The 24,247-nt window shown below is 72.3% G+C and carries 25 protein-coding genes; 16 read left to right on the forward strand and 9 right to left on the reverse strand.

Annotated features, from left to right (window positions below; genetic code table 11):
• Positions 1-4: 4 nt before the first annotated feature.
• Positions 5-1,261 (reverse strand): PP2C family protein-serine/threonine phosphatase, encoded by a 1,257-nt coding sequence (locus tag AB0K03_RS14310; RefSeq protein ID WP_364684278.1) that lies wholly within the window; start codon positions 1,259-1,261, stop codon positions 5-7.
• A gap of 170 nt (positions 1,262-1,431) precedes the next feature.
• Between AB0K03_RS14310 and AB0K03_RS14315 the strand changes: the two genes are divergently transcribed.
• Positions 1,432-1,989, forward strand: a complete 558-nt coding sequence (locus tag AB0K03_RS14315) for a hypothetical protein (protein ID WP_364684280.1) — start codon at positions 1,432-1,434, stop codon at positions 1,987-1,989.
• Between the two features lie 7 nt (positions 1,990-1,996).
• Here the strand turns inward: AB0K03_RS14315 and AB0K03_RS14320 are convergent, their stop codons facing one another.
• Complete coding sequence (locus AB0K03_RS14320) at positions 1,997-2,197, reverse strand: DUF397 domain-containing protein (protein ID WP_364684282.1); 201 nt, start codon at positions 2,195-2,197, stop codon at positions 1,997-1,999.
• A complete protein-coding gene (locus AB0K03_RS14325; RefSeq protein WP_364684284.1) occupies positions 2,188-2,760 on the reverse strand; it encodes a DUF5753 domain-containing protein in 573 nt (190 codons plus the stop codon). The genes AB0K03_RS14320 and AB0K03_RS14325 overlap by 10 nt, the downstream gene beginning before the upstream one ends.
• Before the next feature lie 40 nt (positions 2,761-2,800).
• On the opposite strand from AB0K03_RS14325, the gene AB0K03_RS14330 reads away from it, so the two are divergent.
• The 5 genes from AB0K03_RS14330 (at position 2,801) to selB (ending at position 8,076) form a co-directional block, all read left to right on the forward strand.
• Positions 2,801-3,169: a hypothetical protein gene (locus AB0K03_RS14330; RefSeq protein WP_364684286.1), complete on the forward strand. Its 369-nt coding sequence runs from the start codon at positions 2,801-2,803 to the stop codon at positions 3,167-3,169.
• A 48-nt stretch (positions 3,170-3,217) separates the two neighbouring features.
• Positions 3,218-3,790 (forward strand): NYN domain-containing protein, encoded by a 573-nt coding sequence (locus tag AB0K03_RS14335; RefSeq protein WP_364684288.1) that lies wholly within the window; start codon positions 3,218-3,220, stop codon positions 3,788-3,790.
• A 138-nt stretch (positions 3,791-3,928) separates the two neighbouring features.
• The gene (locus AB0K03_RS14340) at positions 3,929-4,978 is read left to right on the forward strand and encodes an endo alpha-1,4 polygalactosaminidase (protein WP_364684290.1); all 1,050 of its coding nucleotides are present in this window, start codon (positions 3,929-3,931) and stop codon (positions 4,976-4,978) included.
• A 48-nt stretch (positions 4,979-5,026) separates the two neighbouring features.
• Positions 5,027-6,319, forward strand: a complete 1,293-nt coding sequence (gene selA / locus AB0K03_RS14345; RefSeq protein ID WP_364684292.1) for an L-seryl-tRNA(Sec) selenium transferase — start codon at positions 5,027-5,029, stop codon at positions 6,317-6,319.
• Positions 6,320-6,321: 2 nt separating this feature from the next.
• Positions 6,322-8,076, forward strand: coding sequence for a selenocysteine-specific translation elongation factor (gene selB, locus AB0K03_RS14350; protein WP_364684294.1), 1,755 nt, complete (start codon positions 6,322-6,324; stop codon positions 8,074-8,076).
• Here the strand turns inward: selB and AB0K03_RS14355 are convergent.
• Positions 8,073-8,339: a helix-turn-helix transcriptional regulator gene (locus AB0K03_RS14355; RefSeq protein WP_364684296.1), complete on the reverse strand. Its 267-nt coding sequence runs from the start codon at positions 8,337-8,339 to the stop codon at positions 8,073-8,075. The two genes, selB and AB0K03_RS14355, sit on opposite strands and share 4 nt — an antisense overlap.
• A gap of 78 nt (positions 8,340-8,417) precedes the next feature.
• Here AB0K03_RS14355 and map point away from each other — a divergent pair, with 78 nt between their 5' ends.
• The 3 genes from map (at position 8,418) to AB0K03_RS14370 (ending at position 10,775) form a co-directional block, all read left to right on the forward strand.
• On the forward strand, positions 8,418-9,185 hold the full coding sequence (gene map / locus AB0K03_RS14360; protein ID WP_364684298.1) for a type I methionyl aminopeptidase: 768 nt from the start codon (positions 8,418-8,420) through the stop codon (positions 9,183-9,185).
• A 143-nt stretch (positions 9,186-9,328) separates the two neighbouring features.
• Positions 9,329-10,069, forward strand: coding sequence for an alpha/beta hydrolase (locus AB0K03_RS14365; RefSeq protein ID WP_364684299.1), 741 nt, complete (start codon positions 9,329-9,331; stop codon positions 10,067-10,069).
• Positions 10,070-10,229: 160 nt separating this feature from the next.
• Positions 10,230-10,775, forward strand: coding sequence for a hypothetical protein (locus AB0K03_RS14370; protein WP_364684301.1), 546 nt, complete (start codon positions 10,230-10,232; stop codon positions 10,773-10,775).
• Between the two features lie 12 nt (positions 10,776-10,787).
• Here AB0K03_RS14370 and AB0K03_RS14375 read toward each other — a convergent pair whose 3' ends face one another.
• Complete coding sequence (locus AB0K03_RS14375) at positions 10,788-11,372, reverse strand: TetR/AcrR family transcriptional regulator (RefSeq protein WP_364684303.1); 585 nt, start codon at positions 11,370-11,372, stop codon at positions 10,788-10,790.
• Positions 11,373-11,408: 36 nt separating this feature from the next.
• Here AB0K03_RS14375 and AB0K03_RS14380 point away from each other — a divergent pair, with 36 nt between their 5' ends.
• Entirely contained in the window at positions 11,409-12,392 is a 984-nt protein-coding gene (locus tag AB0K03_RS14380) for a hypothetical protein (protein ID WP_364684305.1), read from the forward strand.
• On the opposite strand, the gene AB0K03_RS14385 is transcribed toward AB0K03_RS14380, so the two are convergent.
• Genes AB0K03_RS14385 through AB0K03_RS14395 form a run of 3 tightly spaced genes read right to left on the reverse strand, consistent with a single transcriptional unit; the run spans position 12,347 to position 15,336 of the window.
• A complete protein-coding gene (locus AB0K03_RS14385) occupies positions 12,347-12,838 on the reverse strand; it encodes an AAA family ATPase (protein WP_364684307.1) in 492 nt (163 codons plus the stop codon). The genes AB0K03_RS14380 and AB0K03_RS14385 overlap by 46 nt on opposite strands.
• A 15-nt stretch (positions 12,839-12,853) precedes the next feature.
• A complete protein-coding gene (locus AB0K03_RS14390) occupies positions 12,854-13,912 on the reverse strand; it encodes a spore photoproduct lyase family protein (RefSeq protein WP_364684309.1) in 1,059 nt (352 codons plus the stop codon).
• Positions 13,909-15,336, reverse strand: a complete 1,428-nt coding sequence (locus AB0K03_RS14395) for a DHA2 family efflux MFS transporter permease subunit (RefSeq protein ID WP_364684311.1) — start codon at positions 15,334-15,336, stop codon at positions 13,909-13,911. Before AB0K03_RS14395 ends, AB0K03_RS14390 begins: the two co-directional genes overlap by 4 nt.
• 62 nt (positions 15,337-15,398) lie before the next feature.
• On the opposite strand from AB0K03_RS14395, the gene AB0K03_RS14400 reads away from it, so the two are divergent.
• The 4 genes from AB0K03_RS14400 to AB0K03_RS14415 all read left to right on the forward strand — a co-directional run bounded on the left by AB0K03_RS14400 (position 15,399) and on the right by AB0K03_RS14415 (position 20,640).
• Positions 15,399-16,862, forward strand: a complete 1,464-nt coding sequence (locus AB0K03_RS14400; RefSeq protein WP_364684313.1) for an MFS transporter — start codon at positions 15,399-15,401, stop codon at positions 16,860-16,862.
• 139 nt (positions 16,863-17,001) lie between these two features.
• On the forward strand, positions 17,002-19,110 hold the full coding sequence (gene glgX, locus AB0K03_RS14405) for a glycogen debranching protein GlgX (protein WP_364684314.1): 2,109 nt from the start codon (positions 17,002-17,004) through the stop codon (positions 19,108-19,110).
• 43 nt (positions 19,111-19,153) lie between these two features.
• A complete protein-coding gene (locus AB0K03_RS14410) occupies positions 19,154-20,218 on the forward strand; it encodes a DUF4037 domain-containing protein (protein WP_364684316.1) in 1,065 nt (354 codons plus the stop codon).
• A gap of 5 nt (positions 20,219-20,223) precedes the next feature.
• Positions 20,224-20,640: a DUF1810 domain-containing protein gene (locus tag AB0K03_RS14415; protein ID WP_364684318.1), complete on the forward strand. Its 417-nt coding sequence runs from the start codon at positions 20,224-20,226 to the stop codon at positions 20,638-20,640.
• Here the strand turns inward: AB0K03_RS14415 and AB0K03_RS14420 are convergent.
• Positions 20,637-20,924 carry a YiaA/YiaB family inner membrane protein gene (locus AB0K03_RS14420; protein WP_364684320.1) on the reverse strand — a complete coding sequence of 96 codons (288 nt, stop codon included), beginning with the start codon at positions 20,922-20,924 and terminating at the stop codon, positions 20,637-20,639. The two genes, AB0K03_RS14415 and AB0K03_RS14420, sit on opposite strands and share 4 nt — an antisense overlap.
• Positions 20,925-21,002: 78 nt before the next feature.
• Between AB0K03_RS14420 and AB0K03_RS14425 the strand changes: the two genes are divergently transcribed.
• Both AB0K03_RS14425 and AB0K03_RS14430 read left to right on the forward strand, forming a co-directional pair.
• Complete coding sequence (locus AB0K03_RS14425; protein WP_364684321.1) at positions 21,003-21,935, forward strand: FAD-dependent oxidoreductase; 933 nt, start codon at positions 21,003-21,005, stop codon at positions 21,933-21,935.
• A 112-nt stretch (positions 21,936-22,047) separates the two neighbouring features.
• Positions 22,048-24,147 (forward strand): PhoX family phosphatase, encoded by a 2,100-nt coding sequence (locus AB0K03_RS14430; protein WP_364684323.1) that lies wholly within the window; start codon positions 22,048-22,050, stop codon positions 24,145-24,147.
• The last annotated feature ends 100 nt before the right edge of the window (positions 24,148-24,247 follow it).

Below are 24,247 nucleotides of genomic sequence, written 5' to 3' on the forward strand. Positions count from 1 at the left end.
GCGGTCAGCGGTAGTCGGCTGAGGTGGGCGCGGAGACGTCGGCACCCGCGCTGGAGCGACGAGGCCGGTCGTGGTGCCCGTGCCAGTCGATGATCAAGAGGGTGGCGTCGTCCTGGAGGACGGGGCCGGCGACGGCGAGGACCGCGTCGGCCAGGCTGCGAGCGGCCTCGCGAGGATGCAGGGCCGCGAGCGATCGTAGCCGGGCCGTGAGGTCGAGGGCGGCGGCGTTGCGTTCTCGCATGCCGTCGGTGACGACGACCATGCGGTCGCCGGGTCGCAGCTTCACCGAGCCGGCGCGAGCCGGTGTCTCGGGGAACATGCCGAGGGCGAAGTTCCGCGGCAGGGCGAGCTCGCGCGGATCGCCGTCACGGATCAGGATCGGCGGCACGTGGCCGGCGTTGATCAGCGCGCAGGTCCCCGTGTGCAGATCCAGGCGGCCCAGGATCGCGGTGAGGAAGGCGCCCTTGGCCGGGGCGTGTTCGGCCACGGCGGCGCCGGCGCGGTCGGCCTGTTCGGTGAGGCTGTGCCCGGCACGGCGGGAGTTGCGTAGGCTCGCCACGCCGAGGGTGGCGATCAGCGCGCTGGTCACGCCGTGGCCCATGGCGTCGGTGACGCTGAAGTGCAAGGTGTCACGAGCGAGGCTGTAGTCGAAGGTGTCCCCGCCGATGCTCGCCGACGGCTCGAGCCAGCCGGACAGGGTCAGCGAGCCGCCCTCGCAGGTGAAGGCGCTGGGCAGCAGCCGGCGTTGAATCTCGGCGGACAGGTTGAACGGGGTGGTGCGCTGTCCCCACTCGAACAGGTCGGTGTGGCGCCGATTGGCGATCACGACGAACGCGAGCGCATGCGCGGTGCGCGCGATCTCAGCGAGTGCCGCCGGTGCCGGCTCGGCACCGAGGAGGATCTCCAGCAGCCCGATCACCTCGCCGCGCTCGGTGACCGGGGCAAGGATCGTCCATCCGGAGTCGCCCTTGACCACCTGTACGGCCTGGGTCCGTAAGGCGTCTTCCTGGGGGCCGCCGTCGAAGGGCATCACGGTCGCCAGCTCGTCGCCGTCGCGGCGGCCGTCCGGGGCCGGGCCGAACGGGACATGCGCCAGCCGGACCAGTGCCCGGCCGCTGAGGTCGGCGATGAGGAAGGAGACGCTGTCGGCGTGCAATGCCACGCCCAGCTCCCGGGTGACAGCCTCCACGGCGTTCACGGGCGTAGCGTCCTCGGCGGCCGCCAGCATCCCGGACAGTGCCGCCTCGACCGATGGATCCATCCCGGCAGCATACGGTCGTCCGGGCAACCACCGCGTCAGCCAGGGCCGTACGCCGGAAGAACGAGGTAGTGCGGCGCGCGGCCTTCCCGTTCGATGGATCTGTATCTCGGCATCGGCGAGCGACGATACGCTCCGGAGTCAGCTGACTGCGGAAAGGAAGGTCTGGTGCCATGGCGTGGGTCGGCGCGAACAAGGACATTCTCAGCCTGTTGATCGCCCTTCTCGCGATCCTGGTGTCGCTCTCGACCGCTTTGATCAATCTACGGAATCTCCGCACGAGCAACTTCATTGCGATTCAGAACGTGATGCTCAACGGCGACATGCAGCGCGGCCGGCTGCTGGTGTACCGGGCGATCGCGACGGGTGACGTGCCGGCTCGTGACTCCGAGGAGGAGTACCTGATGGTCAGATCCCTCGCGGTCTTCGACCAGCTCGGCATGCTGTCACGGCAGTGGATCGTGCCGCGCAGGTGGGTGCTGAGATTCTGGCACCCGCGCCTCCAATTGATGAGTCACGGGTTCGGGATGGAGCCGGACCCGGCTCGGCCGTACATTCTGCAGGGACGCCCGAACCTTCAATACCTCATCGACTGCGCCGGGCGTTATCAGTGCGCTGATTCCTGCTGCGCGGACGGGCAGAAACAGAATCGCCTGAGGGATCCCAAAACCGCGCGCGGCGCGACGCAGGACGGCGAAGGGCCGACACCCGAGGGCGGCCGGGCGGGGTGAAGGCCGATCAGCTGTCGAACTCCCCGGTCTTCACGCCGGTGATGAATGCTCGCCACTGACCGGGGGTGAAGACGAGGGCCGGTCCGTCCGGCGCTTTCGAGTCCCGCACCGCGACGACGCCCGGCAGGTTGCCGGCGACCTCGACGCAGTCGCCGCCGTTGCCGCTGCTACGCGAACTCTTGTGCCACTGGGCGCCGGTCAGGTCCATCGGTTCGCGGCCTCCGAGATCAAGGCGAGGGTCTGCTGCCGCGGCAGCGCCTCGGCACGCACAGCCTCCCACGCCTCGTGGAGCATTGCCACCTCCTCGGGGGCGTCGAGAACAGTGCCCTTGATCTGGTTGTCGAGGTACGCGATGTCCCTGCCCTCGAACGGGGATGCGAGGACGAAGGGACCGCTCAGCCCGGTGTAGCCGCCGACGGTCTTGGGGACGACGTGGATGTGGATGTTGGGCCGCTCGGCCAACTCGATCAACCGGAGCAGTTGCGCGCGCATCGTGGACGGGCCACCGATCGGACGTTCAAGGACCGTCTGGTCGACGACGGCGACGATGAGCGGCGGCGGCGTTCGGTCCAGCACCCGTTGTCGTTCGATCCGGCCGGCGACGATCTGCTCGACCTGGTCCGGCGGGAGGGGACTGCCGGTGGCGCAGAGAGCGTGCGCATACGCCGGAGTCTGGAACAGGCCGGGCAGGACGAGCGGCTGGAATGACCGAAGGGCGCGGGCGTCGCGTTCGATGGCTGCCCACTCACGGAACCAAGGACCCCGGGGCAACGGTTCAGGAGCGGGTGAAGGGGCTCACTACCCTGGCGCGATGATCACGCGAGCCCGGGCAGTGCTGGCCCTCGTCCTCGGCCTGGCCGCACCGGCAGGCATCTGGGTGCTCTGGTTCTTCGCGTTGACGGCCTTCGGTAGTGAAGGCGCCCTCCCGCCGAAGTCGCGCATCCCCGACCCGCCGCCCGGCGCGAGCGTCGTCGAGGAGAGCGAGCAGTGCGGGTCCGGTGGATGCTGGTGGCAGGTCACCCTGGCGCCCGCGGCCGGGCAGTCGCCGGCCGAGCTGGCCCGGCGGATGGGGCTCACCGAGGAGCGGAGTCTGCCGCCGAGGCTGCTCGATCCCGGGTACGTGTACGTGGGATCCGAGGCCCGCGGCGACCACCTGGTCGTCCACGTCGGGTACCAGTGACAGCGTGCCTGGCTTGCGCCGGACGCTGCGGGGCTGTGAGGTACCAGGATGAGCAATCCCGGCACCGCCGTCACGTACCTCCTGATCGACGGGGAGAACATAGATTCCACTCTCGGCCAGCAGATCCTCGATCATCGTCCCAATCCGGACGAGCGGCCGCGGTGGGAGCGGTTGCGGCAGTTCGCGGAGGAGACGTGGGGGCAGGGTGTGACCGCGTTGTTCTTCCTGAACGCCTCGTCGGGGGCGTTGCCGACGTCGTTCATCCGGGCGCTGCAGTCGATGGATTACCGGCCGATCCCGTTGTCCGGCGGGCCCGGGCAGAAGGTGGTGGACATCGGCATCCAGCGGACACTGGACGCGATCGGCAAGCGCCGCGGTGACGTGCTGCTGGCCAGCCACGACGGGGATTTCCTCCCGCACATCGGCCGGTTGCTGCGCAACGGCGGGCGGCGGGTGGGGGTCGTCGGGTTCACCGAGTTCTTCAACGCCGGGTTCGATCACCTGGTGGATGAGGGGCTCGCGTTGTTCGACCTGGAGTCCGACGCCGGGTGTTTCACGAGCGTGCTGCCGCGGGTCCGGATCCTGCCGATCGACACCTTCGATCCTGAACCGTTTTTGTAGGAAAGGGCAAAGCCTGGTGCCTGCCGTTCCGTGGGGTGGCGCGCGTCGCCCAGGATGGGGCGGCAGGGATCGAGCCCAACCGGTCGCCAGGGCCGTGAGCCCGAGGCGGGGCAGATCCAGACCGTTCAGGAGACTTCCGTGCCAACCCCCTCCCGTTCGATCCGCATCGTCATGGTCGCGGGCGCCGCGCTCGCCATGGCAGCCGGCGCTTCCTACGCGATGGCCGACGACACCGCGCAGCCCAAAGCCGGCCAACAGAAGGCCGGCCAGCCCGAAGCCGGCCGACAGAAGGCCGGCCAGCCCAAAGCCGGCCAGCAGAGCAGCCTGCAGGCGAGAAGCGTCAAGGCGTTCCCGGCGAACGCCAAGTTCGACTACCAGATCGGGTCCGCGTACACCCCGCCGTCGGGGGTGAAGGTCGTCAGCCGCGACGTCGGCGCGGCGCCCGCCGCCGGCCTCTACAACGTCTGCTACATCAACGGCTTCCAGACGCAGCCCGACGACAGCGCCGGCAGCGAGGGCACCAGCCGGTGGTTCGCCGGCGACGCCACGCGGCGCAAGCTGCTGCTGCCCAACCCCACGCCGAGCGTGCCGACCGCCGACGACGGTGGGAAGTACTCGCGGGACTTCTACGTCGATCCCGGGTGGCCCGACGAGATCATGTTCGACGTGCGGACCGCGGCGAACCGGGACGCGCTCGCGCAGATCATCGGCAAGCAGATCACGACGTGCGCCGGCAAGGGGTTCGACGCGGTCGAGGTGGACAACCTCGACACGTTCACCCGGGCGTACGCGGATGTCGCGGACCGCGAGCGGGCCCGGACCGACCCCGATTTCGACGGTACGGACGCACCGAAGCTGATGACCTCGGCGAACGCGCTCGCGTACGCGAAGCTGCTCATCGATCGCGCGCACGCGGCCGGTCTCGCGATCGCCCAGAAGAACACCGCGGAGCTGGAGGGCGACGGCAAGGCCGCCGGATTCGACTTCGCCGTCGTCGAGGAGTGCGGGAGCACCGGGGAGTGCGCGGACTACGCCGGCGTCTACGGCGGCAAGTGGGTGGACGTCGAGTACTCGTCGTCCGGGTTCACGAAGGCGTGCCGCAGCGTCAAGAGCAAGATCTCGGTGGTACGCCGGGATCAGATGGTCACCGCCCCCGGCTCGCGGACGTACGTCTACGACGAGTGCTGACCCGCCGGCGGGTACGGTGAACCCGGCGGCACGTCGAGGAGGCGCGGGTTGGGTGACACCACGGTGGATCCGAGGCGCCGGATCCCGCGTACCGATGCCGTGCTCGCCGACCCTCGGGTGGCCGCCGCCATCCCGCGTCTCGGCCGCGGGCCGGTCAAGGCCGCGGTCGTCGCGGCCCAGCAGCGCGCCCGCGCCGGGGAGATCACACCCGACGACGTGACCGTGGCCGCCCTGGAGGCTCTGCCGAGCACCCCGGGCGGCCTGCGGCCGGTGCTGAACGCGACCGGCGTGGTGCTGCACACCAACCTGGGCCGGGCCGCCCTGTCCGCGGCGGCGGTCGCGGCGGTCGCCGCGGCGAGCGGGCACACCGACGTCGAGCTGGACCTGGCCACCGGCCGGCGGGCCCGGCGAGGGCGCGGCGCGCTGGCGGCGCTGGCCGCCGCGTTGCCCGACGCGGGCGGCGTGCACGTGGTCAACAACGGGGCGGCCGCGCTCGTGCTGGCCGCGACGGCACTCGCCGCGGGCCGCGAGATCGTGGTGAGCCGCGGCGAACTCGTCGAGATCGGCGACGGGTTCCGGCTCCCCGACCTGCTGGCGTCGACCGGCGCGCGGCTGCGCGAGGTGGGCACCACGAATCGCACCTCGATCGCCGACTACGCGGAGGCGGTGGGGCCGCAGACCGGCTTCGTCCTCAAGGTGCATCCGTCCAACTTCGTCGTCCGCGGCTTCACCCGGGCCGTCGAGGTGACCGAGCTGGGCGGCCTCGGCGTACCCGTGGTCGCCGACATCGGGTCCGGTCTGCTGGCGCCCGATCCGCTGCTGCCCGGCGAGCCGGACGCAGCGAGCACGCTGCGGGCCGGCGCCGACCTCGTCATCGCCAGCGGCGACAAGCTGCTGGGCGGCCCGCAGGCCGGGCTGCTGCTCGGCGAGGCCGGGCTGGTGGAACGGCTGCGGCGGCATCCGCTCGCCCGGGCGCTGCGGGTCGACAAGCTGACCCTAGCCGCGCTGCAGGCCACCGTGGCGGGGCCCGAGACGCCGACCTGGCAGGCGTTGCGCGCCGACCCGGACGCCCTGCGGGCGCGCACCGAGGAGGTGGCGGCGCGGCTCAAAGCCGAGGTGGTGCCGTCGGTCGCGGTGGTCGGTGGCGGCGGAGCCCCGGAGCTGGAGCTGGCGTCGTGGGCGGTCGCGCTACCGGAGGCGTACGCGGAGCCGCTGCGCCTGGGCGAGCCGCCCGTCGTCGGCCGGGTGGTCCGGGGCCGGCTCCTGCTGGACCTTCGCTGCATCGCCCCGGAACACGACGCGACGGTCGTTGCAGCGGTGGCCGCCGTGGGTATGCGCTGACCGTGCACGTCATCGCCACCGCCGGTCACGTCGACCACGGCAAGTCCACGCTGGTCCGCGCGCTCACCGGGATGGAACCCGACCGCTGGGCCGAGGAGCGCCGCCGCGGCATGACCATCGACCTCGGGTTCGCCTGGACCACGCTGGACCCGGGCGGCACCGTCGCGTTCGTGGACGTGCCCGGCCACGAGCGGTTCGTGCCGAACATGCTGGCCGGGGTGGGGCCCGTACCCGCCGCCATGATCGTCGTCGCCGCGGACGAGGGCTGGATGCCGCAGTCGGCGGAGCACCTGGCGGCGCTCGACGCGCTCGGCGTACGGCACGGGCTGCTGGTGGTGACGCGCGCCGACCTCGCCGATCCGGCCGCCGCGGCCGAGCTGGCAGGGGGCGAGATCGCCGCCACCTCGCTGGGCGCCGTGGAGACCGTCGCCGTCAGCGCGGTCACCGGGGCCGGGATGGCGGACCTGCGGGCGGCCCTCGGACGGGTCGTCGCGGGCCTGCCCCCGCCCGGTGCGGGACCGGTGCGGCTGTGGATCGACCGCGCGTTCACCATCAAGGGCGCCGGCACGGTCGTCACCGGCACGCTCGGTGCGGGCACGCTGCGGGCCGGTGACGAGCTGGAGCTGACCGGTGCGGGACGGCCCGTGCGGGTACGCGGGCTGCAGAGCCTGGGGGAGACGGTCACCGAGGTCGCCGGGCCGGCCCGGGTCGCGGTGAACCTGCGCGGGGTGGACCGCGACGCCGTCACCCGCGGGGCCGCGCTGCTCACGCCGGGGGCGTACCACTTCACGGATCTGGTGGACGTGCGCGTGCACGGGGACCCGGCCGCCGACCTGCCCGGCACGCTCACCCTGCACGCGGGCTCGGCGGCGGTGCCCGCCCGGGTACGGCCGCTCGGCGCGGACACCGCACGGCTGCGGCTCGGCCGGGCGCTGCCGCTGCGCATCGGGGACCGGGCGCTGCTACGCGACCCCGGCCGGCACCACGTGGCGGGCGGGGTGACCGTGCTGGACGTCGTACCCCCGGGTCTGCACCGGCGGGGCGCGGCCGCTGCACGCGCCGCCGTGCTGGCCGGGATGGACGGCGTCGCGGACCTGGCCGATGAGCTGCGCCGCCGCCTGCTGGTCCGGCGCGGGGACCTGGAACGCATGGGGGTGGGCGCCGGCGGTGCCGCGGTCGCGGGGGACTGGCTGGCCGATCCGGATCACTGGGCGCAGCTGCGGGACCGGGTCGCGCACGAGGTGGACCGGCACGCGCGGGAGCGTCCGCTCGAGCCCGGAATGCCGGTGGAGGCCTTGCGGCACCGGCTCGGGCTGCCCGACCGTTCCCTGGTGGAAGCCCTGGTCACGCCGCCGCTGGTGATCCGGTCCGGGCGGGTGTCGGCCGGCGGTCCGAGCGTGCCGGCCGAGCTGGTGGCCGCCGTGGACAAGGCGTTCGGCGACCTCGCGGACCGGCCGTTCGCGGCGCCGGAGGCGTACCGGCTGGCCGAGCTGGGTCTGGGGCCGCGCCAGCTCGGCGCGGCGGTCCGCGCGGGGCTCGTGGTCCAGCTCGCCGAGCACGTCGTGCTGCGCGCCGGAGCGCCGGAACAAGCCGCGAAGGTGCTGGCGGGGCTGCCGCAGCCGTTCACGCTAAGCCAGGCCCGCCAGGCCCTGGACACCAGCCGGCGGGTCGCGGTGCCGCTGCTCGGGCTGCTCGACCGTACGGGAGCCACCCGGCGCCTGCCCGACGACCGCCGCAGCGTGATCCCTCCCGGTTAGGACGCCTGGTGCACGGGCGTGTCGGCCGACCACACGTCGGCCAGGTCGCTCAGCGGCACGTCGAGGGCCCGGCTGAGCCCGACCACGGTGCCGAACGCCGGCGCGGGCAGCCGGCCCGCCTCGATCTTGCGCAGCGTCTCGGGGGAGATGCCGGCCGCCAGCGCCACCTCGACGAGGCCCCGATCGCCCCGCGCGGCGCGGAGGGCGGCTCCGAGGCGCTGGCCCGCGGCGATCTGGTCGGCGGTGAGTGGTTGGCGAACCATGCCAGCAGGATAGCCCTCCGGATGCCGTGGTATAAAAATACCGGTATAGAAATACCGCCCGTCGAGAGGAACATTGTCGTGATCGAGCTCAAGTCCGCCGAGGAGATCGGCCGGATGGCGGTGGCCGGCCAGTTCGTCGGCGAGCTGCTCGCCGAGCTGAGCGGCGTCGCCGCGGTCGGCGTCAACCTGCTCGACCTCGAGCACCACGCCCGCCGCCGGATCAAGGAACGCGGCGCCGAGTCGTGCTATTGGGACTACGCGCCCTCGTTCGGCCGCGGCCCGTTCCGCAACGTGCTGTGCCTGTCGGTCAACGACGCGGTGCTGCACGGCCTGCCTCACGACTACGTGCTGCGCGACGGCGACCTGCTGAGCATCGACATGGCGCTGGGCATCGACGGCTGGAACGCGGACTCCGCGCTCTCCTTCGTCGTGGGCATCCCGGACCCGGAGGACCTCAAGCTCATCGAGGCCACCGAGGTCGCCCTGCGGGCCGGCATAGCCGCCGCCCAGCCCGGCGGCCGCCTCGGCGACATCTCCGCCGCGATCGGCGAGGTCGCCACCTCCTACGGGTACGGCGTCAACGCCGAGTTCGGCGGTCACGGCATCGGACGCACGATGCACGAGGCCCCGCACATCTCCAACACCGGCCGCGCCCGCCGGGGCATGCGACTCGACCCGGGCCTCACGATCGCCATCGAGCCCTGGTTCTGCCGCTCCACCGACAAGATCACGTACGACGAGGACGGGTGGACGATCCGCTCGGCCGACGGGTCGCGTACCGCGCACTCGGAGCACACGGTCGCCGTCACCGCCGCCGGGCCGCAGGTGCTGACCGGCCGTCCGTGATACGTTCTCGCCAGCCGTGCGAGAGACCGAGGAGGTGGTACCCGTGAACGTTTCGACATGGGTGCTCCCCTCAGGGGTCACGGTCGGGCGATAGGTCGTCGTCCGGGAGCGCCGTTTCTACCGCACTCCCGAAAGGCACGACCATGGAATTCACCGTTGAACAGCGCCTCGGCGACGGTGTCCTCGAGCGCCGGTTCTCCCTCGGCGACATCCCCGGCATCTTGTGGACGCCCGGATCGCCGTCCGCACCGGTCCCGCTGGTCCTGCTCGGCCACCCCGGCGGCCTGGACCGGATGTACCCCCGGCTGGCGGCCCGGGCCCGGCACACCGTGGCGGAGGGTTTCGCCGCGGCCACCATCGAGCTGCCCGGCAGCGGTGACCGGCCCCGGTCCGCCGCCGCCGACCAGGCCCGCGCCGACCTGCGCCGGGCGGTCCAGGCCGGCGAGCGGGTCGGCGACGACATCGTCGACCGGCTCGTCCTGCCGCTGGTCGACAAAGCGGTCCCGGAGTGCCGGGCGGCCCTGGACGTCCTGCTGTCGCTGCCCGGGATCACCGGCCCGGCCGGGTACGCCGGAGGGGTGATCTCGATCGGCGTGCGGCTGGCGGCGGTCGAGCCGCGCATCGCGGCCGCCCTGCTGTTCGCCGGGAGCTACGTGCCCCGGTCCATCCTCGAGGAGGCCCGGCGGGTCACCGTTCCGCTGCACGTCCTGCTGCAGTGGGACGACGAGGGCAACGACCGGCAGATGGCCCTTGACCTGTTCGACGCCTTCGGTTCCGAGGAGAAGACGCTGCACGCCAACATGGGCGGGCACACCGGCGTCCCGGCGTTCGAGGCGGATGCCGGCAACCGGTTCTTCAGCCGGCATCTCGTCGCGACCCGCTAGCCGGGCCGTGACTCCGCGGCCGCCGTTCCGCCGTGCCCATGACGCGAAACGGCGGCCGGTCGGACCAAGGACAGAACGCTGGAAGCCGATCGCCGCGCGGCGTAGGTCTGGCCGTACGCAACGGCCGGCCCGTACGGGCAGACGACATTGGAGGTCATCGATGGCCGAGTTCCAGCATTCCGTGTCCGACTTCGCGGATCGACAGGCCGCGTTCATCAAGGGGGTCGCCGAGACGATCGAGCGGCGCCGCACGGAGGCCGAACGCCGGGGTGAGCTGTTCACCGCGGTCACGCCGGAACAACTGCAGCGCAAGCTCAAGCGCGCCAACAGCCCGATGATCGTGTACCAGGGCTGGAGCGGTGGCGCGCCGGTCGGTGGGAACGTGAGCTACAGCGTGGGGATCAGCAACCCGGACCCGATCGACTACACGTGGCTGTTCGTCCACCTGTTCGTGGGCCCGGCGAACCTGGCCCCGGACGTCAGCGAGGCGGTGACCGCGGTGGACGAGCGGTTCGTGCGCCTGACCCAGCCGGAGTTCGCCGGGCTGACGGTCAAGGCGGGCACCACCGAGCAGCTCGACTTCACCATCCCGGTTCCCGCCGTCGAGACGACCAACTACCTCGGCAACTCGTTCCTGTTCCAGTCGACGTGGCACGACCCGGCCACGTACCTCGATCGCAGCCTGTTCGTCTTCAACGTCACCTGAAACGGGCGGGGATCAGGCAGGCCCGGCACGGCCGCGAACCAGGGGGAGGTAGACCTCGTCGACGATCTCGACGAGGACCTCGTCCGGTGCGGACGGCACGCCCCGCGTCACGAATTCGTTGCGCAGCAACACGATCGCGGTCGTCGCGACGCGGGGGTGCAGGGCCGCCGCCGGGGCCTCCCCGCGGGCGACCGCGCGCTCCAGGACGGACAGCCACAGCTGTGAGCCGGCGTCCGCGGAGCGTTCGTGGATCGCCGCCAGCAGCTCGGGGTCGTCGCCGGCGCCCGCGAGGAGGCTGCGCATCACCGCGCCGAGCGGCGACGCCATGTGGCGGTTGGCGCCGCGCAGCAGCGCCAGGGCGTCCTCCCGCAGGGAGCCCGTGTCCGGTACGGCCGTCGCGGTGTCGGCGAGGTGCCGGTACGCCGCCACCCCCAGCGCCGCGCGGCTCGGCCAGCGCCGGTAGATGGCGTTCTTGTTCGTGCCCGCGCGGCGTGCCACGGCGTCCATGGTCAGGCCCGGGTAGCCGGATTCGGTGAGCTCCTGCGCGGCGGCCCGGAGGATCGCCTCCTCGAGCACCGCCCCTCGTCGTCGTCGCACCCGCCGATTATAGGGTACGTGCAGTACCCTATGCGCATGAGACGCAGAGGTATCACGTACGACACGGGGTTCCGGCACGGCGACGGGCCCAGCACACACGAGCCGTTCGACGCGGCGGCCGTACGCCGGGACCTGCGGGTGATCGCCGAGGAGCTGCGCTGCACCGCCGTACGCGTGACGGGCAGTGACCCGGACCGCCTGGAGCTCGCCGCGCGGGCCGCCGCCGACGCGGGACTGGAGGTGTGGTTCTCACCGTTCACCAGCGACCTGAGCACCGGGGAGCTGCTCGACGTGCTCGCCGGCTGCGCCGACCGGGCCGAGCGGCTGCGCACCGGGGGCGCGGAGGTCGTCATGGTGACCGGCGCGGAGCACACGCTGTTCACGAAGGGCTTCCTGCCCGGTGAGACCCTCGAGGAACGGCTGGCCCTGCTCGCACGCGGGGGCCTGCGGACGGAGGAGATCCGGCCGCGCCTCAACGCGTTCCTCGCCGAGGCCGTCGCCGTCGTACGGGCGCGGTTCGGCGGCCGGGTCACCTACGCGGCGCTGCCGTCGGAGCAGGTCGACTGGACGCCGTTCGACGTCGTGGGCGTGGACCTGTACCGGTCGGAGGAGACCGCCGACGTCTATCCGTACGCGGTCCAGGTGCTCGGGACGCACGGCAAGCCGGTGGCGATCACCGAGTTCGGCTGCACCACGTTCCGCGGCGCGGCGGACCTCGGCGCGCGAGGCATGTTCGTCGTGGAGTGGGACGGCTCCACGCCCCGCGCCCTCAAGGGCGACATCGTGCGGGACGAGGAGGAGCAGGCCCGTTACCTGCGCGAGCTGCTCGACGTGTTCGAGGAGAACGGCGTGGACACCGCGTTCTGGTGCACCTTCGCGTCGTACAACCTGCGGGGCCGCTTCGACGCCGCGTCGTACGGGCTGGTCGCGGTGGCCGGCGACGGCACGTGGGAGCGCAAGGCGGCCTTCGCGGCCTACGCGAAGGCGAACTCGGCGATCGCGGCGAGCGACGGGCGATAGCCGTCGGTCGTGTCCACCACCAGCGTGGGAACGTCCATGGTGATCGGCTCCCACGACGGCGGCCGGGCGAGCAGGCCGGCGTCGTCGTGGGCCGCGTCCGTGGCCATCCGGGCGGCGATCCGCGCGCGGACCACCTCGGGCGGCGGCGCGCAGCGGATGATCCGTACGGGTGCCAGGGCCGCGAGCGGTTGCAGCCGGGGCCGCCACAGCCGGTCCTGGAACGCCGCCTCCGCGACCGCCGTGACGCCGCTGCGGGCGAGCACGCCGAGGACGTCGAAGAACGTCTCGAGCGTGTGCAGGAAGCGGTCGTCCGGCGTGCCCGCGTGCACCACGCCGACGCGGATCTCGTCCCGGCAGACCGCCGGGCAGCCGATCGTGGCGGCCAGCGCGCGGGCCAGCGTCGACTTGCCCGTGCCGGGCGGCCCGCTGACGATGACCAGCGTCATGCGCGGCCGGCGACGTCAGAAGGCATAGCGGATCCGGCAGTACGGCGTGACCCGGTTGATCACCTCGGTGAGCGCCGCCACGTGCCGGCCCTTCTCACCGGTACGGTACCGCACGTTGAGCGCGCCGTTCTGCGAGCGTTTGACCTGCTGCAGCTCGGGGCGCCAGAGCAGCTCCTCGGCCTTCGGGTGCCAGCCGAGGTTGACCTCGTGCAGGTCGCGGTTGTGGGTCAGGAAGATGACCTCCGCGGCGAGCTGCGCCTTCGCGGCGGGGCCCAGGCCGGCGTCCAGCTCCGCCAGCATCGCCGCCCAGTCCTCGAGCCAGCCGTCGCGCACCACGACCGGGCTGAAGTTGACGTGCACCTCGTACCCGGCCGCGACGAAGTCGTCGACGGCGGCGATCCGCTCGGCGATCGGGCTGGTGCGGATGTCGAGCAACTTGGCGTCGCGGTGCGGCATCAGCGAGAAGCGGATCCGCGTACGGCCCTGCGGGTCCCACTCCAGCAGCCCGCGGTTGACGTGCTTGGTGGCGAAGCTGGCCTTGGCATTGGGCAGCCGGCGGAACAGCTCGACCAGGTCGCGCACGTTGTCGCTGATCCGGGCGTCGAGCGAGCAGTCCGAGTTCTCGCCGATGTCGTAGACCCAGGCCTTCGGGTCGCACTCGTTCGGCGCAGGCTTCACGCCCTGGCGGCCGGCGTGGCGCTGCACGTACCCGAGGATCTTGTCGATGTTGGCGAAGACCGTCACGGGGTTGGAGTAGCCCTTGCGGCGGGGCACGTAGCAGTAGGCGCAGGCCATCGCGCATCCGTTGGCCGTGGACGGGGCGATGAAGTCCGCGGAGCGGCCGTTGGGGCGGGCGGTCAGGGACTTCTTCACGCCGAGCACCAGGGCCTCGCGCTTGATGCGTACCCATCGGTTGACGTTGGTCTCGTCGCCGTAGAGCTCGGGGATGCGGCTGTGGCTCTCCACCTCGACCAGCTCGGCGCCGGGGAAGCGGCTCAGCACCTCGCGGCCGCGCGGGAGGGCGGCCGCCTCGGGCTCGACGTAGATGCGGCGGATGTCCAGGAGGTCCGTCATGCCGGTACAACCTCGAGCAGGTCGGCACCGGCACGCTCGGCGGTGGCCCGGGCGCGGCGGCCGGTGGTCAGCACGCCGAGGAGCAGCACGACCAGCCCGCAGGCCACCATGATCCACCAGCCGGACCGGGAGGCCTCGGCGAGCCGGGCCGCGGCCGTGCCACCGAGGCCCGAGACGACGACCGCGCCGATCACGGCCACGCCGAGCGCCGCGCCGACCTGCCGGCTGGTGGAGGCGATCGCGGCCGCCACGCCGGCCTGGGCACGGGGGAGACCGGAGACGGCGGTGTTGGTGATGGGCGCGTTCACCATCCCGAAGCCGAAGCCGAAGACCGCGTAGCACGCGGCGAGAAGCCACACCGGCGTGCCCGCGTTGAGCCGGGTCAGTGGCAGCATCGCCACGGCGATCGCCGCGCCGGCCAGGATCAGCGGCAGCCGCGGGCCGTGGGCGCCGACGATGCGCCCGGACAGCGGCGCCACGACCGCGGTGACCAGCGCCATCGGCAGCGTGTAGAGGCCCGCCTGCAGCGCGGACAGGCCGCGGACCTCCTGCAGGTACAGCGAGTTGAGGAACAGGAAGCCGCCCAGCGTGCCGAACGCGCAGACGGCGATCACCGCGGCTCCGGAGAACGGGACGCTGCGGAAGACGCGCAGATCCAGCAGCGGCTCGTGCCGCCGGGTCTCGTACCGGATCAGCGTGGCGAGGGCCGCCGCGCCCGCGACGAAGCAGCCGATGATGACCGGGTCCGTCCATCCGGCCGACGGGCCCTCGATGATGCCGAAGACGACCGTGGCCAGGACCGTGAGGACCAGGAGCTGGCCGATCGGGTCGAGCCGGCGCGGACGCGCGGCGCGGGACTCGGGGACGAACACCGCAGCGAGCACGATCGCGGCGACCCCGACCGGCACGTTGATCCAGAAGATCGACCGCCAGCCCAGCCCGGCCACCAGGGCGCCGCCGAGCACCGGCCCGAGCGCCATGCTCAGGCCCACCACGCCGCCCCACACGCCGATCGCCCGGGCCCGCTCGCGCGGCTCGGTGAAGGTGTTCGTGATGATCGACATCGCGACCGGGTTGAGCATCGAGCCACCGACGGCCTGCACCGTGCGGAACGCGACCAGCCAGCCCAGGTCGGGGGCGATGCTGCACAGCAGCGAGCCGGCGGTGAACAGGGCCAGGCCGGTCTGGAAGGTGCGCCGCCGGCCCACCCGGTCGGCGGTCGAGCCGGCCAGCACCAGCAGGCTGGCCAGCACCAGCGTGTACGCGTCGATCACCCACTGCAGCCCGGACACCGACGCGCCCAGGTCGGCGCGCAGCGAGGGCAGCGCGATGTTCACGATGGTGCTGTCGAGCCCCACGATGAACAGGCTCAGACAGCAGATCGCGAGAACCAGCAGGCGGCGGCGGGGGGTGAGCTCGGGCATCGGTTCATTTGTACCGCCGGGAGACGTGCATGATGCAGCGATCTGCGGGGTAGCTGCGTCACATGACCACCGACGATGCCGGTACGGTGCGCACGAACGTGCCCGCCCGCCTCGACCGGCTGCCCTGGGCCCGCTGGCATTGGATGATCGTCATCGGTCTCGGCACCGTCTGGATCCTGGACGGGCTCGAGGTGACGATCGTCGGCAACCTCTCCGGCCGGCTGGCGGAGCCCGGCAGCGGCCTGGACATCACGCAGAGCCAGGTCACCGGTCTCGGCGCGGCGACGTACGTGCTCGGCGCCTGCTTCGGCGCGCTCTTCTTCGGCTGGCTCACCGACCGCTTCGGCCGCAAGAAGCTGTTCATGCTGACGCTCGGCGTCTACCTGTTCGGTACGGCGATGACCGCGCTCAGCTTCGACCCGTGGTGGTTCTTCGTCTTCCGGTTCATCACCGGCGCCGGCATCGGCGGCGAGTACGCGGCGATCAACTCCGCGATCGACGAGCTGATCCCGGCCCGGCACCGCGGCCGCATCGACATCGTCATCAACGGCACGTTCTGGGCCGGCGCGGCGGTGGGGGCGCTGGTGACCGTACCGATCCTGACGCAGCTGCCGGTCGCCTGGGGCTGGCGCGCGGCCTTCGGGCTCGGCGTGGTGCTCGGCCTGGTCATCCTGCTGGTGCGCCGGCACGTCCCGGAGAGCCCGCGCTGGCTGTTCATCCACGGCCGCGGCGAGGAGGCGGAGACGCTCGTGCGCGACGTCGAGGAGACCGTCGAGCGCGAGGACAAGGTCACCCTGAAGCCGGCCGAGCACTACATCACCATCCGGCAGCGGCGGTCGATCGGCTTCGGCGAGATCGCGAAGACGCTCGTGCGGCAGTACCCGAGACGGGCCGCGCTGGGCCTCGCCCTGTTCGTCGGGCAGGCGTTCCTCTACAACGCGATCACCTTCGGGTACGCGCAGATCCTGCAGACCTTCTTCGACGTGCCGTCGGGCAGCACGGGCTACTACTTCGCGGTGATCGCCGTGGGCAACCTGATCGGCCCGCTGGTGCTCGCGCCGCTCTTCGACTCGGTCGGCCGGAAGATCATGATCACCGGCACGTACGTCGTCTCGGGCCTGCTCCTGCTGGTGACCGCGTGGTTGTTCTCGACCGGTGCGCTCAACGCCGTGACGATGACCGTGTGCTGGTGCGTGGTGCTGTTCTTCGCCTCGGCGGGCGCCAGCTCGGCGTACCTGACGGTCAGCGAGATCTTCCCGATGGAGACCCGCGCGCTGGCGATCGCGTTCTTCTACGCCGTCGGCACCGCGGTCGGCGGCGTCTCCGGCCCGCTGCTCTTCGCCGAGCTGGTCGGCACGGGCCAGGTCGGCGACACCGTGCTCGCGTTCGTCATCGGCGCCGCGCTGATGATCGCCGCGGGCCTCGTCGAGGCGGTCCTCGGGGTCAAGGCCGAGCGGCAGAGCCTGGAGCAGCTGGCGACGCCGCTGAGCGCCGCCGAGCCGGCCGCCTCGGCCGCGCGCACCTGATCGCAAGCGCATCGACCGGCGTCCCGCGGCCGCACCGCGGGGCGCCGGCTGCGGGCAGACTCACCGCCGGCGGGGGATTCAGCGGGGCCGGAACAGGGAAGTCGACCGGCAAGCCGTCGACCCCGCAAGGAGCAACCCCATGAAGATCTGGCCGGGCAACCCGTATCCGCTCGGCGCCACCTACGACGGCGGCGGCACCAACTTCGCGCTCTTCTCCGAGGTCGCCGAGCGGGTCGAGCTGTGCCTGTTCGACGACGACGGCAAGGAGACCCGGATCGACCTGCCGGAGCGTGAGGCCCTGGTGTGGCACGGATACCTGCCACGGATCGTGCCCGGTCAGCGGTACGGCTACCGCGTGCACGGCCCGTACGACCCGTCGCGGGGGCTGCGCTGCAACCCCACGAAGCTGCTGCTCGACCCGTACGCGAAGGCGATCGACGGGCACAACGAGTGGGACAACGCGCTGTTCTCGTACCACTTCGGGGACCCGGGAAGGCTCAACGACGCCGACTCCGCCCCGTACGCGATGCGCTCGGTGGTGGTGAACCCGTACTTCGACTGGGCCAACGACCGGCCGCTGCGCATCCCGTGGCACCAGACGGTGATCTACGAGGCGCACGTCAAGGGCATGACCGCGCGCAACCCGAAGATCCCCGAGGACGTCCGCGGCACCTACTCCGGCCTCGCCCACCCGGCGATGATCAAGCATTTCAAGGACCTCGGCGTCACCGCGGTCGAGCTCATGCCGGTGCACCAGTTCGTGCACGACAGCGGGCTCACCGAGCGGGGCCTGCGCAACTACTGGGGCTACAACACCATCGGCTTCTTCGCCCCGCACAACGACTACGCGTCCTTCGGCGGCCGGGGCAACCAGGTCCAGGAGTTCAAGTCGATGGTCAAGGCCCTGCACGCGGCCGGCATCGAGGTCATCCTGGACGTCGTCTACAACCACACCGCCGAGGGCAACCACCTCGGGCCCACGCTGTCGTTCCGGGGCATCGACAACCCGGCGTACTACCGGCTCGTCGACGAGGACAAGCAGTACTACTACGACACCACCGGCACCGGGAACAGCCTCAACGTCCGGCACCACGAGTCGCTGCGGCTCATCATGGACTCGCTGCGGTACTGGGTGACCGAGATGCACGTCGACGGGTTCCGCTTCGACCTCGCCGCCTCGCTGGCCCGCGAGTTCCACGAGGTCAACCGGCTGGCCGCGTTCTTCGACCTGGTCAACCAGGACCCGGTGGTGAGCCAGGTGAAGCTCATCGCCGAGCCGTGGGACGTCGGCGACGGCGGCTACCAGGTCGGCGGCTTCCCGCCGCTGTGGACCGAGTGGAACGGCAAGTACCGCGACAGCGTCCGCGACTTCTGGCGCGGCGAGCCGTCCAGCCTGGGCGAGTTCGCGTCCCGTTTCACCGGCTCCTCCGACCTGTACGAGATCGACGGGCGCCGCCCGATAGCGTCCATCAACTTCGTCATCGCGCACGACGGGTTCACGCTGACCGACCTGGTGTCGTACAACGAGAAGCACAACGACGCCAACGGCGAGGAGAACCGCGACGGCGAGAGCCACAACCGCTCGTGGAACTGCGGCGTCGAGGGCCCCACCGACGATCCCGAGGTCACCGCGCTGCGCGAGCGGCAGAAGCGCAACTTCCTGGCCACGCTGCTGCTGTCGCAGGGCGTGCCGATGATCGCCCACGGCGACGAGCTGGGCCGCACCCAGCAGGGCAACAACAACGTGTACGCCCAGGACAACGAGCTCAGCTGGATCGACTGGGAGGACGCCCGGCACCACGACGTGCTGACGCTGTTCACCCAGAAGCTGACCGCGCTGCGCGCCGAGCACCCGATTTTCCGCCGCCGCCGCTTCTTCACCGGCCGGCCGGCCGGCGACTCGAAGCTGCCGGACATCGCCTGGCTGCGCCGCGACGGCGAGCCGATGACCGCGCAGGACTGGACGCAGCAGTTCGGCATGACGATGACGGTCTTCCTCAACGGCCACGGCATCCCCGAGCAGGACGCCCTCGGCGAGACCATCACGGACTCGTCGTTCCTGGTGCTGTTCAACCCGCTGCCCGACGCGGTCGCGTTCACCGTGCCGCCCCGCGAGTACGGCCGCACCTGGGAACCGGTCATCGACACGGCCGACCCGCTGCTGGCCCACCGCAAGAAGACGGTCAAGGCATCGGGGCGGATGGAGGTCGGCGGGCACACCATGATGGTGCTGCGCTGCCGTTACTGAAATCGTTTGCGCCCGGGCGCGACCGGCCGTCAGGGTGACGGTCGTGCCCGGACTCGATCTCGCCCGCCGCTTCTACGAGCAGGCGGTGCGTCCGCTGCTCGGCGCCACGCCGCACGCCGCCGCGCTGCTCGGGCCCGGCTCGGAGGTGCTCGGCCTCGACGACGGGGTGTCACCCGACCACGACTTCGGCCCGCGCGTGCAGCTCTTCCTGCCGCCGGGTGCTCCCGCGCCGGACCTGACCGGGCTGCCCGCCGGCTTCGACGGGCACCCGGTGGCTTTCGCGTACAACGGAACGCACGGGCAGCACGTCGAGGTCACGACGGCCGCGGCGTACTTCACGGCCCGGCTCGGCGCCGACCCTGCGGGCGGCCTGAGCCTGGCCGACTGGCTGCTGGCCCCGACGCAGACCCTGGGCATGCTCACCGCCGGGGCGGTCTTCCACGACCCGGACGGCGAGCTGGCCCGCCGCCGCGCCGCCCTGGCCTGGTATCCGCACGACATCTGGCGCTACGCCCTCGCGGCGGGCTGGCTCCGGGTGGCCCAGGAGGAGGCTTTCCCGGGCCGCGCCGGGGCCGCCGGGGACGACCTGGGCTCCCGCGTCGTCACCGCCCGCCTCGTACGCGAGCTGATGCGCCTCGCGTTCCTGATCGAGCGGCGCTGGGCCCCGTACGCGAAATGGCTCGGCACCGCCTTCGCCCGCCTGGACCTCGCCGCGCGGGCCGGCCCGTCGCTGGCCGGAGCCCTGGCCGCGACCGGCTGGCGCGAGCGGGAGGACGCGCTGGTGCGGGCCGCGAGCGTGCTCGCCGCCGCGACCAACGGCCTGGGCCTGGCCCCGGCCGTGGACCCGCGCCCCCGCCCGTTCCACACCCGGGACATCCGCGTGCTCGACGCCGACCGCCTCGTGGTGGCGCTGACCTCGGCGGTCGAGGATCCCGAGGTGCGTGCCCTGCTCGGCCGGCTCGGCGGTCGCCGTGGCGGGCCGGTCGGCACCCTGCCCGGCACGATCGACCAGGCGGTGGACTCGACCGAGATCCTCATGGACCCCGCGCGCTGCCGACGGGCGGCGGCGATGCTCGGGCTGCCCGGCACGACCGGCGTGGCACGATGATCGGCATGTCGGATCTGGAACGGTTCGTGCAGGCGCAGGACACGACCTACGACCGGGCGCTCGCGGAGCTTCGCGCCGGGCAGAAGCGCAGCCACTGGATGTGGTTCGTGTTCCCGCAGATCGCCGGGCTGGGCTCCAGCCCGACGGCGCAGCGGTACGCGATCCGCGACCTCGCCGAGGCCCGGGCCTACCTGGCCCATCCGGTGCTGGGCCCGCGCCTGACCGAGTGCGCCGAGGCGTTGCTGGCGGTCGAGGGCCGGTCCGCGGCGCAGATCCTCGGCCACCCCGACGACCTGAAGCTGCGCTCGTCGATGACCCTGTTCGCCGAGGCCGCCGGCGAGGGGCAGCCGGGCGTCTTCCGGCAGGTGCTCGACCGCTACTACGACGGCGAACCGGACCCGGCCACGCTGCAGAGGCTCTAGCCGGCCACCCGGTACGGGTCGTGCTCGGCGAGCAGCTTGTCCACCCGGGCCTGGTCGACGCGGCGAACCACCGAGCCCGCCTCCTGGGCGTCGCGTACGCACTTGGCCAGCGTGAACGCCGAGGTCACGACGTAGAGCAGGCCGACGGCGAGGAACGCGCGGATCCAGGCGCCGACGGGCAGGTAGACGATGCCCGCGACCGTGGCGGTCAGGGACAGGCCGAACGAGGCGATCGACTGCACGTAGAAGGCGGACGTGGTCTTCGGCTGCGGGGTGTTCTCCATGACGGGGAGCCTGCCGGGATTCGGGCCGCCACGACTGAGCTGCGGTACTCAGGAACGGGTTGCAGGAGGATGAGGAGGATGACGGACGTCATCGTGCTGGGCGGCGGGATCATCGGGCTGACAGCGGCGACGCGGCTGCTCGAGCGCGGGGCGGAGGTGACCCTGTGGAGCCCGGCCGGGCCGCTCGACACCGTGTCGGCCGTCGCCGCGGCGGTCTGGTACCCGACCCGCACCGACTTCGACCCGCGGGTGCTGCGGTGGGCCGGGGCGACCTACGAGCACTTCCGGCGCGAGGCCCGCGACGGCGTGCCGGGTGTGCTCCTCCGCGAGACCCGCAACCTGGAACGCGACGGGTCCAGCGGCGAGCCCTGGTGGGCCCCGGCCGCCGGGCGCGTGACGTACCGGGACGCCGCGGCTCCCTGGACGCGGGAGGTGCGCTTCGAGGCGCCGCTGGTGGAGATGGACGTCTATCTGCCCTGGCTGCGTGACCGCTTCGAGCGCGGTGGCGGGCGCGTGGTGCGGCGCGGGGCGCGGCGGCTGGAGGAGGCGCTGGCCGAGGCGCCGGTCGTGGTCAACGCCACGGGGCTGGCCGCCGGCAAGCTCTGCGACGACCCCGCCGTGCACCCGGTCCGCGGCCAGATCGTCCTGGTCGCCAACCCCGGCATCACCGTGTCCGTCCGCGACCAGAGCGAGCCCAGCACGTACATCCACCCACGCACCCGCGACGTGGTGCTCGGCGGCACGTTCGAGCCGGACCAGTGGTCGACCACACCGGACCCGGCGACCCGCGACGCCATCATCGCCCGGTGCGTCGCCCTTGTGCCCGAGCTCGCCGGCGCGCCCGTCGTGGGGGAGAAGGTGGGGTTGCGCCCGGCGCGTCACGGCGGCCCGCGGGTCGAGGCGGAGCGGCGTCCCGAGGGGACGGTGGTGCACGCGTACGGGCACGGCGGCGCCGGCATGACGCTGTGCTGGGGCTGCGCCGACGAGGTCGCCGGGCTGGCCGGGGCCTGAGCCGTTCATGCGGCGTTCACCTTGTGTCGGGTTGCGACTCATCCCGGGCTCCTAGCGTCCGAGCCAGCGTCCGTGACGGGTGCTGACCCAGCCTGCGAGGAGCCACACCGCGATGACCGAACGACCCCGCCTGCTTCCGCTGCTCGGCCCGGCCGGCCACAGCGGACGCGACGCGATGACCTGTCTCTACCGCTGCGGCAACGCGTGCGACCACCCCGTACCGAACGAGTCGGGCAACCCGTACCTCGGCGACGTGGTCTCCGACGGCATGACCCGGCGCGGCGTCGTCCGCGCCGGTGCCGTCGGCGCCCTGGTCCTGGGCATCGCCGCGGCGGCCGGCACGCCCGCGGCCGCCGCGCCCGCCGCGTCGTCCGCGCCGGTGCCCGGCCTGCTGCCGCAGACCCCGGCGAAGGGCAGGGCCGGCGCGCTCACCTTCAAGCCGATCCCGCCGAACAAGCTCGACAACCTCGTCGTGCCCAACGGCTACGACACCGCCGTCGTGCTGCGCTGGGGCGACCCCGTGCTGCCCGGCGCTCCCGCGCTCGACGTGCGCCGGCAGACCGCCGAGCGGCAGTCCGCGCAGTTCGGCTACAACAACGACTTCGTCGGTGTCGTGCCGCTGGGCCGCGACGGGCGCCGGGCGCTGCTCGTGGTCAACCACGAGTACACCAACGAGGAGCTGATGTTCCCGGGCTTCACCACCCTCGAGGCCATGACCGTCGACCAGATCAAGGTCGCCATGGCCGCCCACGGCCTGTCGGTGGTCGAGCTCGAGCGGGTCGGGGGTACGGGCCAGTGGCGCCCGGCGCGCGGCCGGCACCTGCCGTACAACCGGCGCATCACGGCGCTCGCCACGCCGTTCGCGTTCACCGGCCCGGCGGCGGGCTCGGCGTGGCTGAGGACCGCCGCCGACCCCAAGGGCGCCAGCGCGATCGGCACGCTGAACAACTGCTCCGGCGGCGTCACCCCGTGGGGCACGGTGCTGTCCGGCGAGGAGAACTTCAACCAGTACTTCGTCGGCGGCGACCAGGCGCCCGAGGACCTCAAGCCCAAGCTCGCCCGGTACGGCATCAGCACCACCGCCCGCCATCCGGGCGGGTCGCGCCGGTGGGAGCGCGCGCAGGAGCGTTTCGACCTGGCCAAGCACCCGAACGAGGCGCACCGCTTCGGCTGGGTCGTCGAGGTGGACCCGCTCGACCCCCAGGGCCGCCCCCGCAAGCACACCGCGCTGGGCCGCCTCAAGCACGAGGGCGCCAACGTCATCGTCGGCCGGACCGGTCACGTGGTCGCGTACATGGGTGACGACGAGCGCTTCGACTACCTGTACAAGTTCGTCTCCGCGAAGAAGTTCATCCCCGGCAACCGCCGCCACAACCTCACGCTGCTGGAATCGGGCACCCTCTACGTGGCCAAGCTCTCCGGCGACAGCCCCGCGGCCGAGATCGACGGCTCCGGCAAGCTGCCCGCCGACGGCGTGTTCGACGGCACCGGCACGTGGATCAAGCTGGTCTCGGGCAACCGGTCGTACGTGCCCGGCATGAGCGCCGCGGACGTGCTCACCTTCACCCGCCTGGCGGGCGACGCCGTCGGCGCGACCAAGATGGACCGGCCCGAGGACGTGCAGCCCAGCCCGGTCACCGGCAAGATCTACGCCGCGCTGACCAACAACAGCAACCGCGGGGTCGGCGCCAACCCGGGCGTCGACGAGGCGAATCCGCGGATCGGCAACAAGCACGGCCAGATCTTCGAGATCACCGAGGACCGCGGCGACCACACGGCGGAGACCTTCACCTGGTCCCTGCCGATCGTCTGCGGCGACCCGGCGGATCCCTCGACCTACTTCGCCGGGTACGACAAGAGCGCGGTCTCCCCGATCTCCTGCCCCGACAACGTCGCCTTCGACAGCGCCGGCAACCTGTGGATCTCCACCGACGGCAACGCGCTGGGCAGCAACGACGGCCTCTTCGCCACGGCGATCGAGGGCCCGGAGCGCGGTCACCTCAAGCAGTTCCTCACGGTGCCGCTGGGCGCGGAGACCTGCGGGCCGTTCATCACCGGCGACGACCGCTCGGTGTTCACCGCGGTGCAGCACCCGGGCGAGATCACCGGGGCGTCGCTGGAGAAGCCCGCGTCGACGTGGCCCGACGGCGACTTCGCCAAGCCGGCGGTCGTCGTGACGTGGCGGCTCGACGGCGGCCCGGTCGGCAGCTGACCCGCTCGACGGCGGCCGGCCGTCCCGCAGCCAGATACCAGGCGACGACCTCGGTCTTGGTCTTGTCCCAGAACGGGCTGTCGACCCGGATCGGCCGATC

This window comes from Actinoplanes sp. NPDC049316, assembly GCF_040677315.1.
In the GTDB taxonomy this organism is placed as follows: domain Bacteria; phylum Actinomycetota; class Actinomycetes; order Mycobacteriales; family Micromonosporaceae; genus Actinoplanes.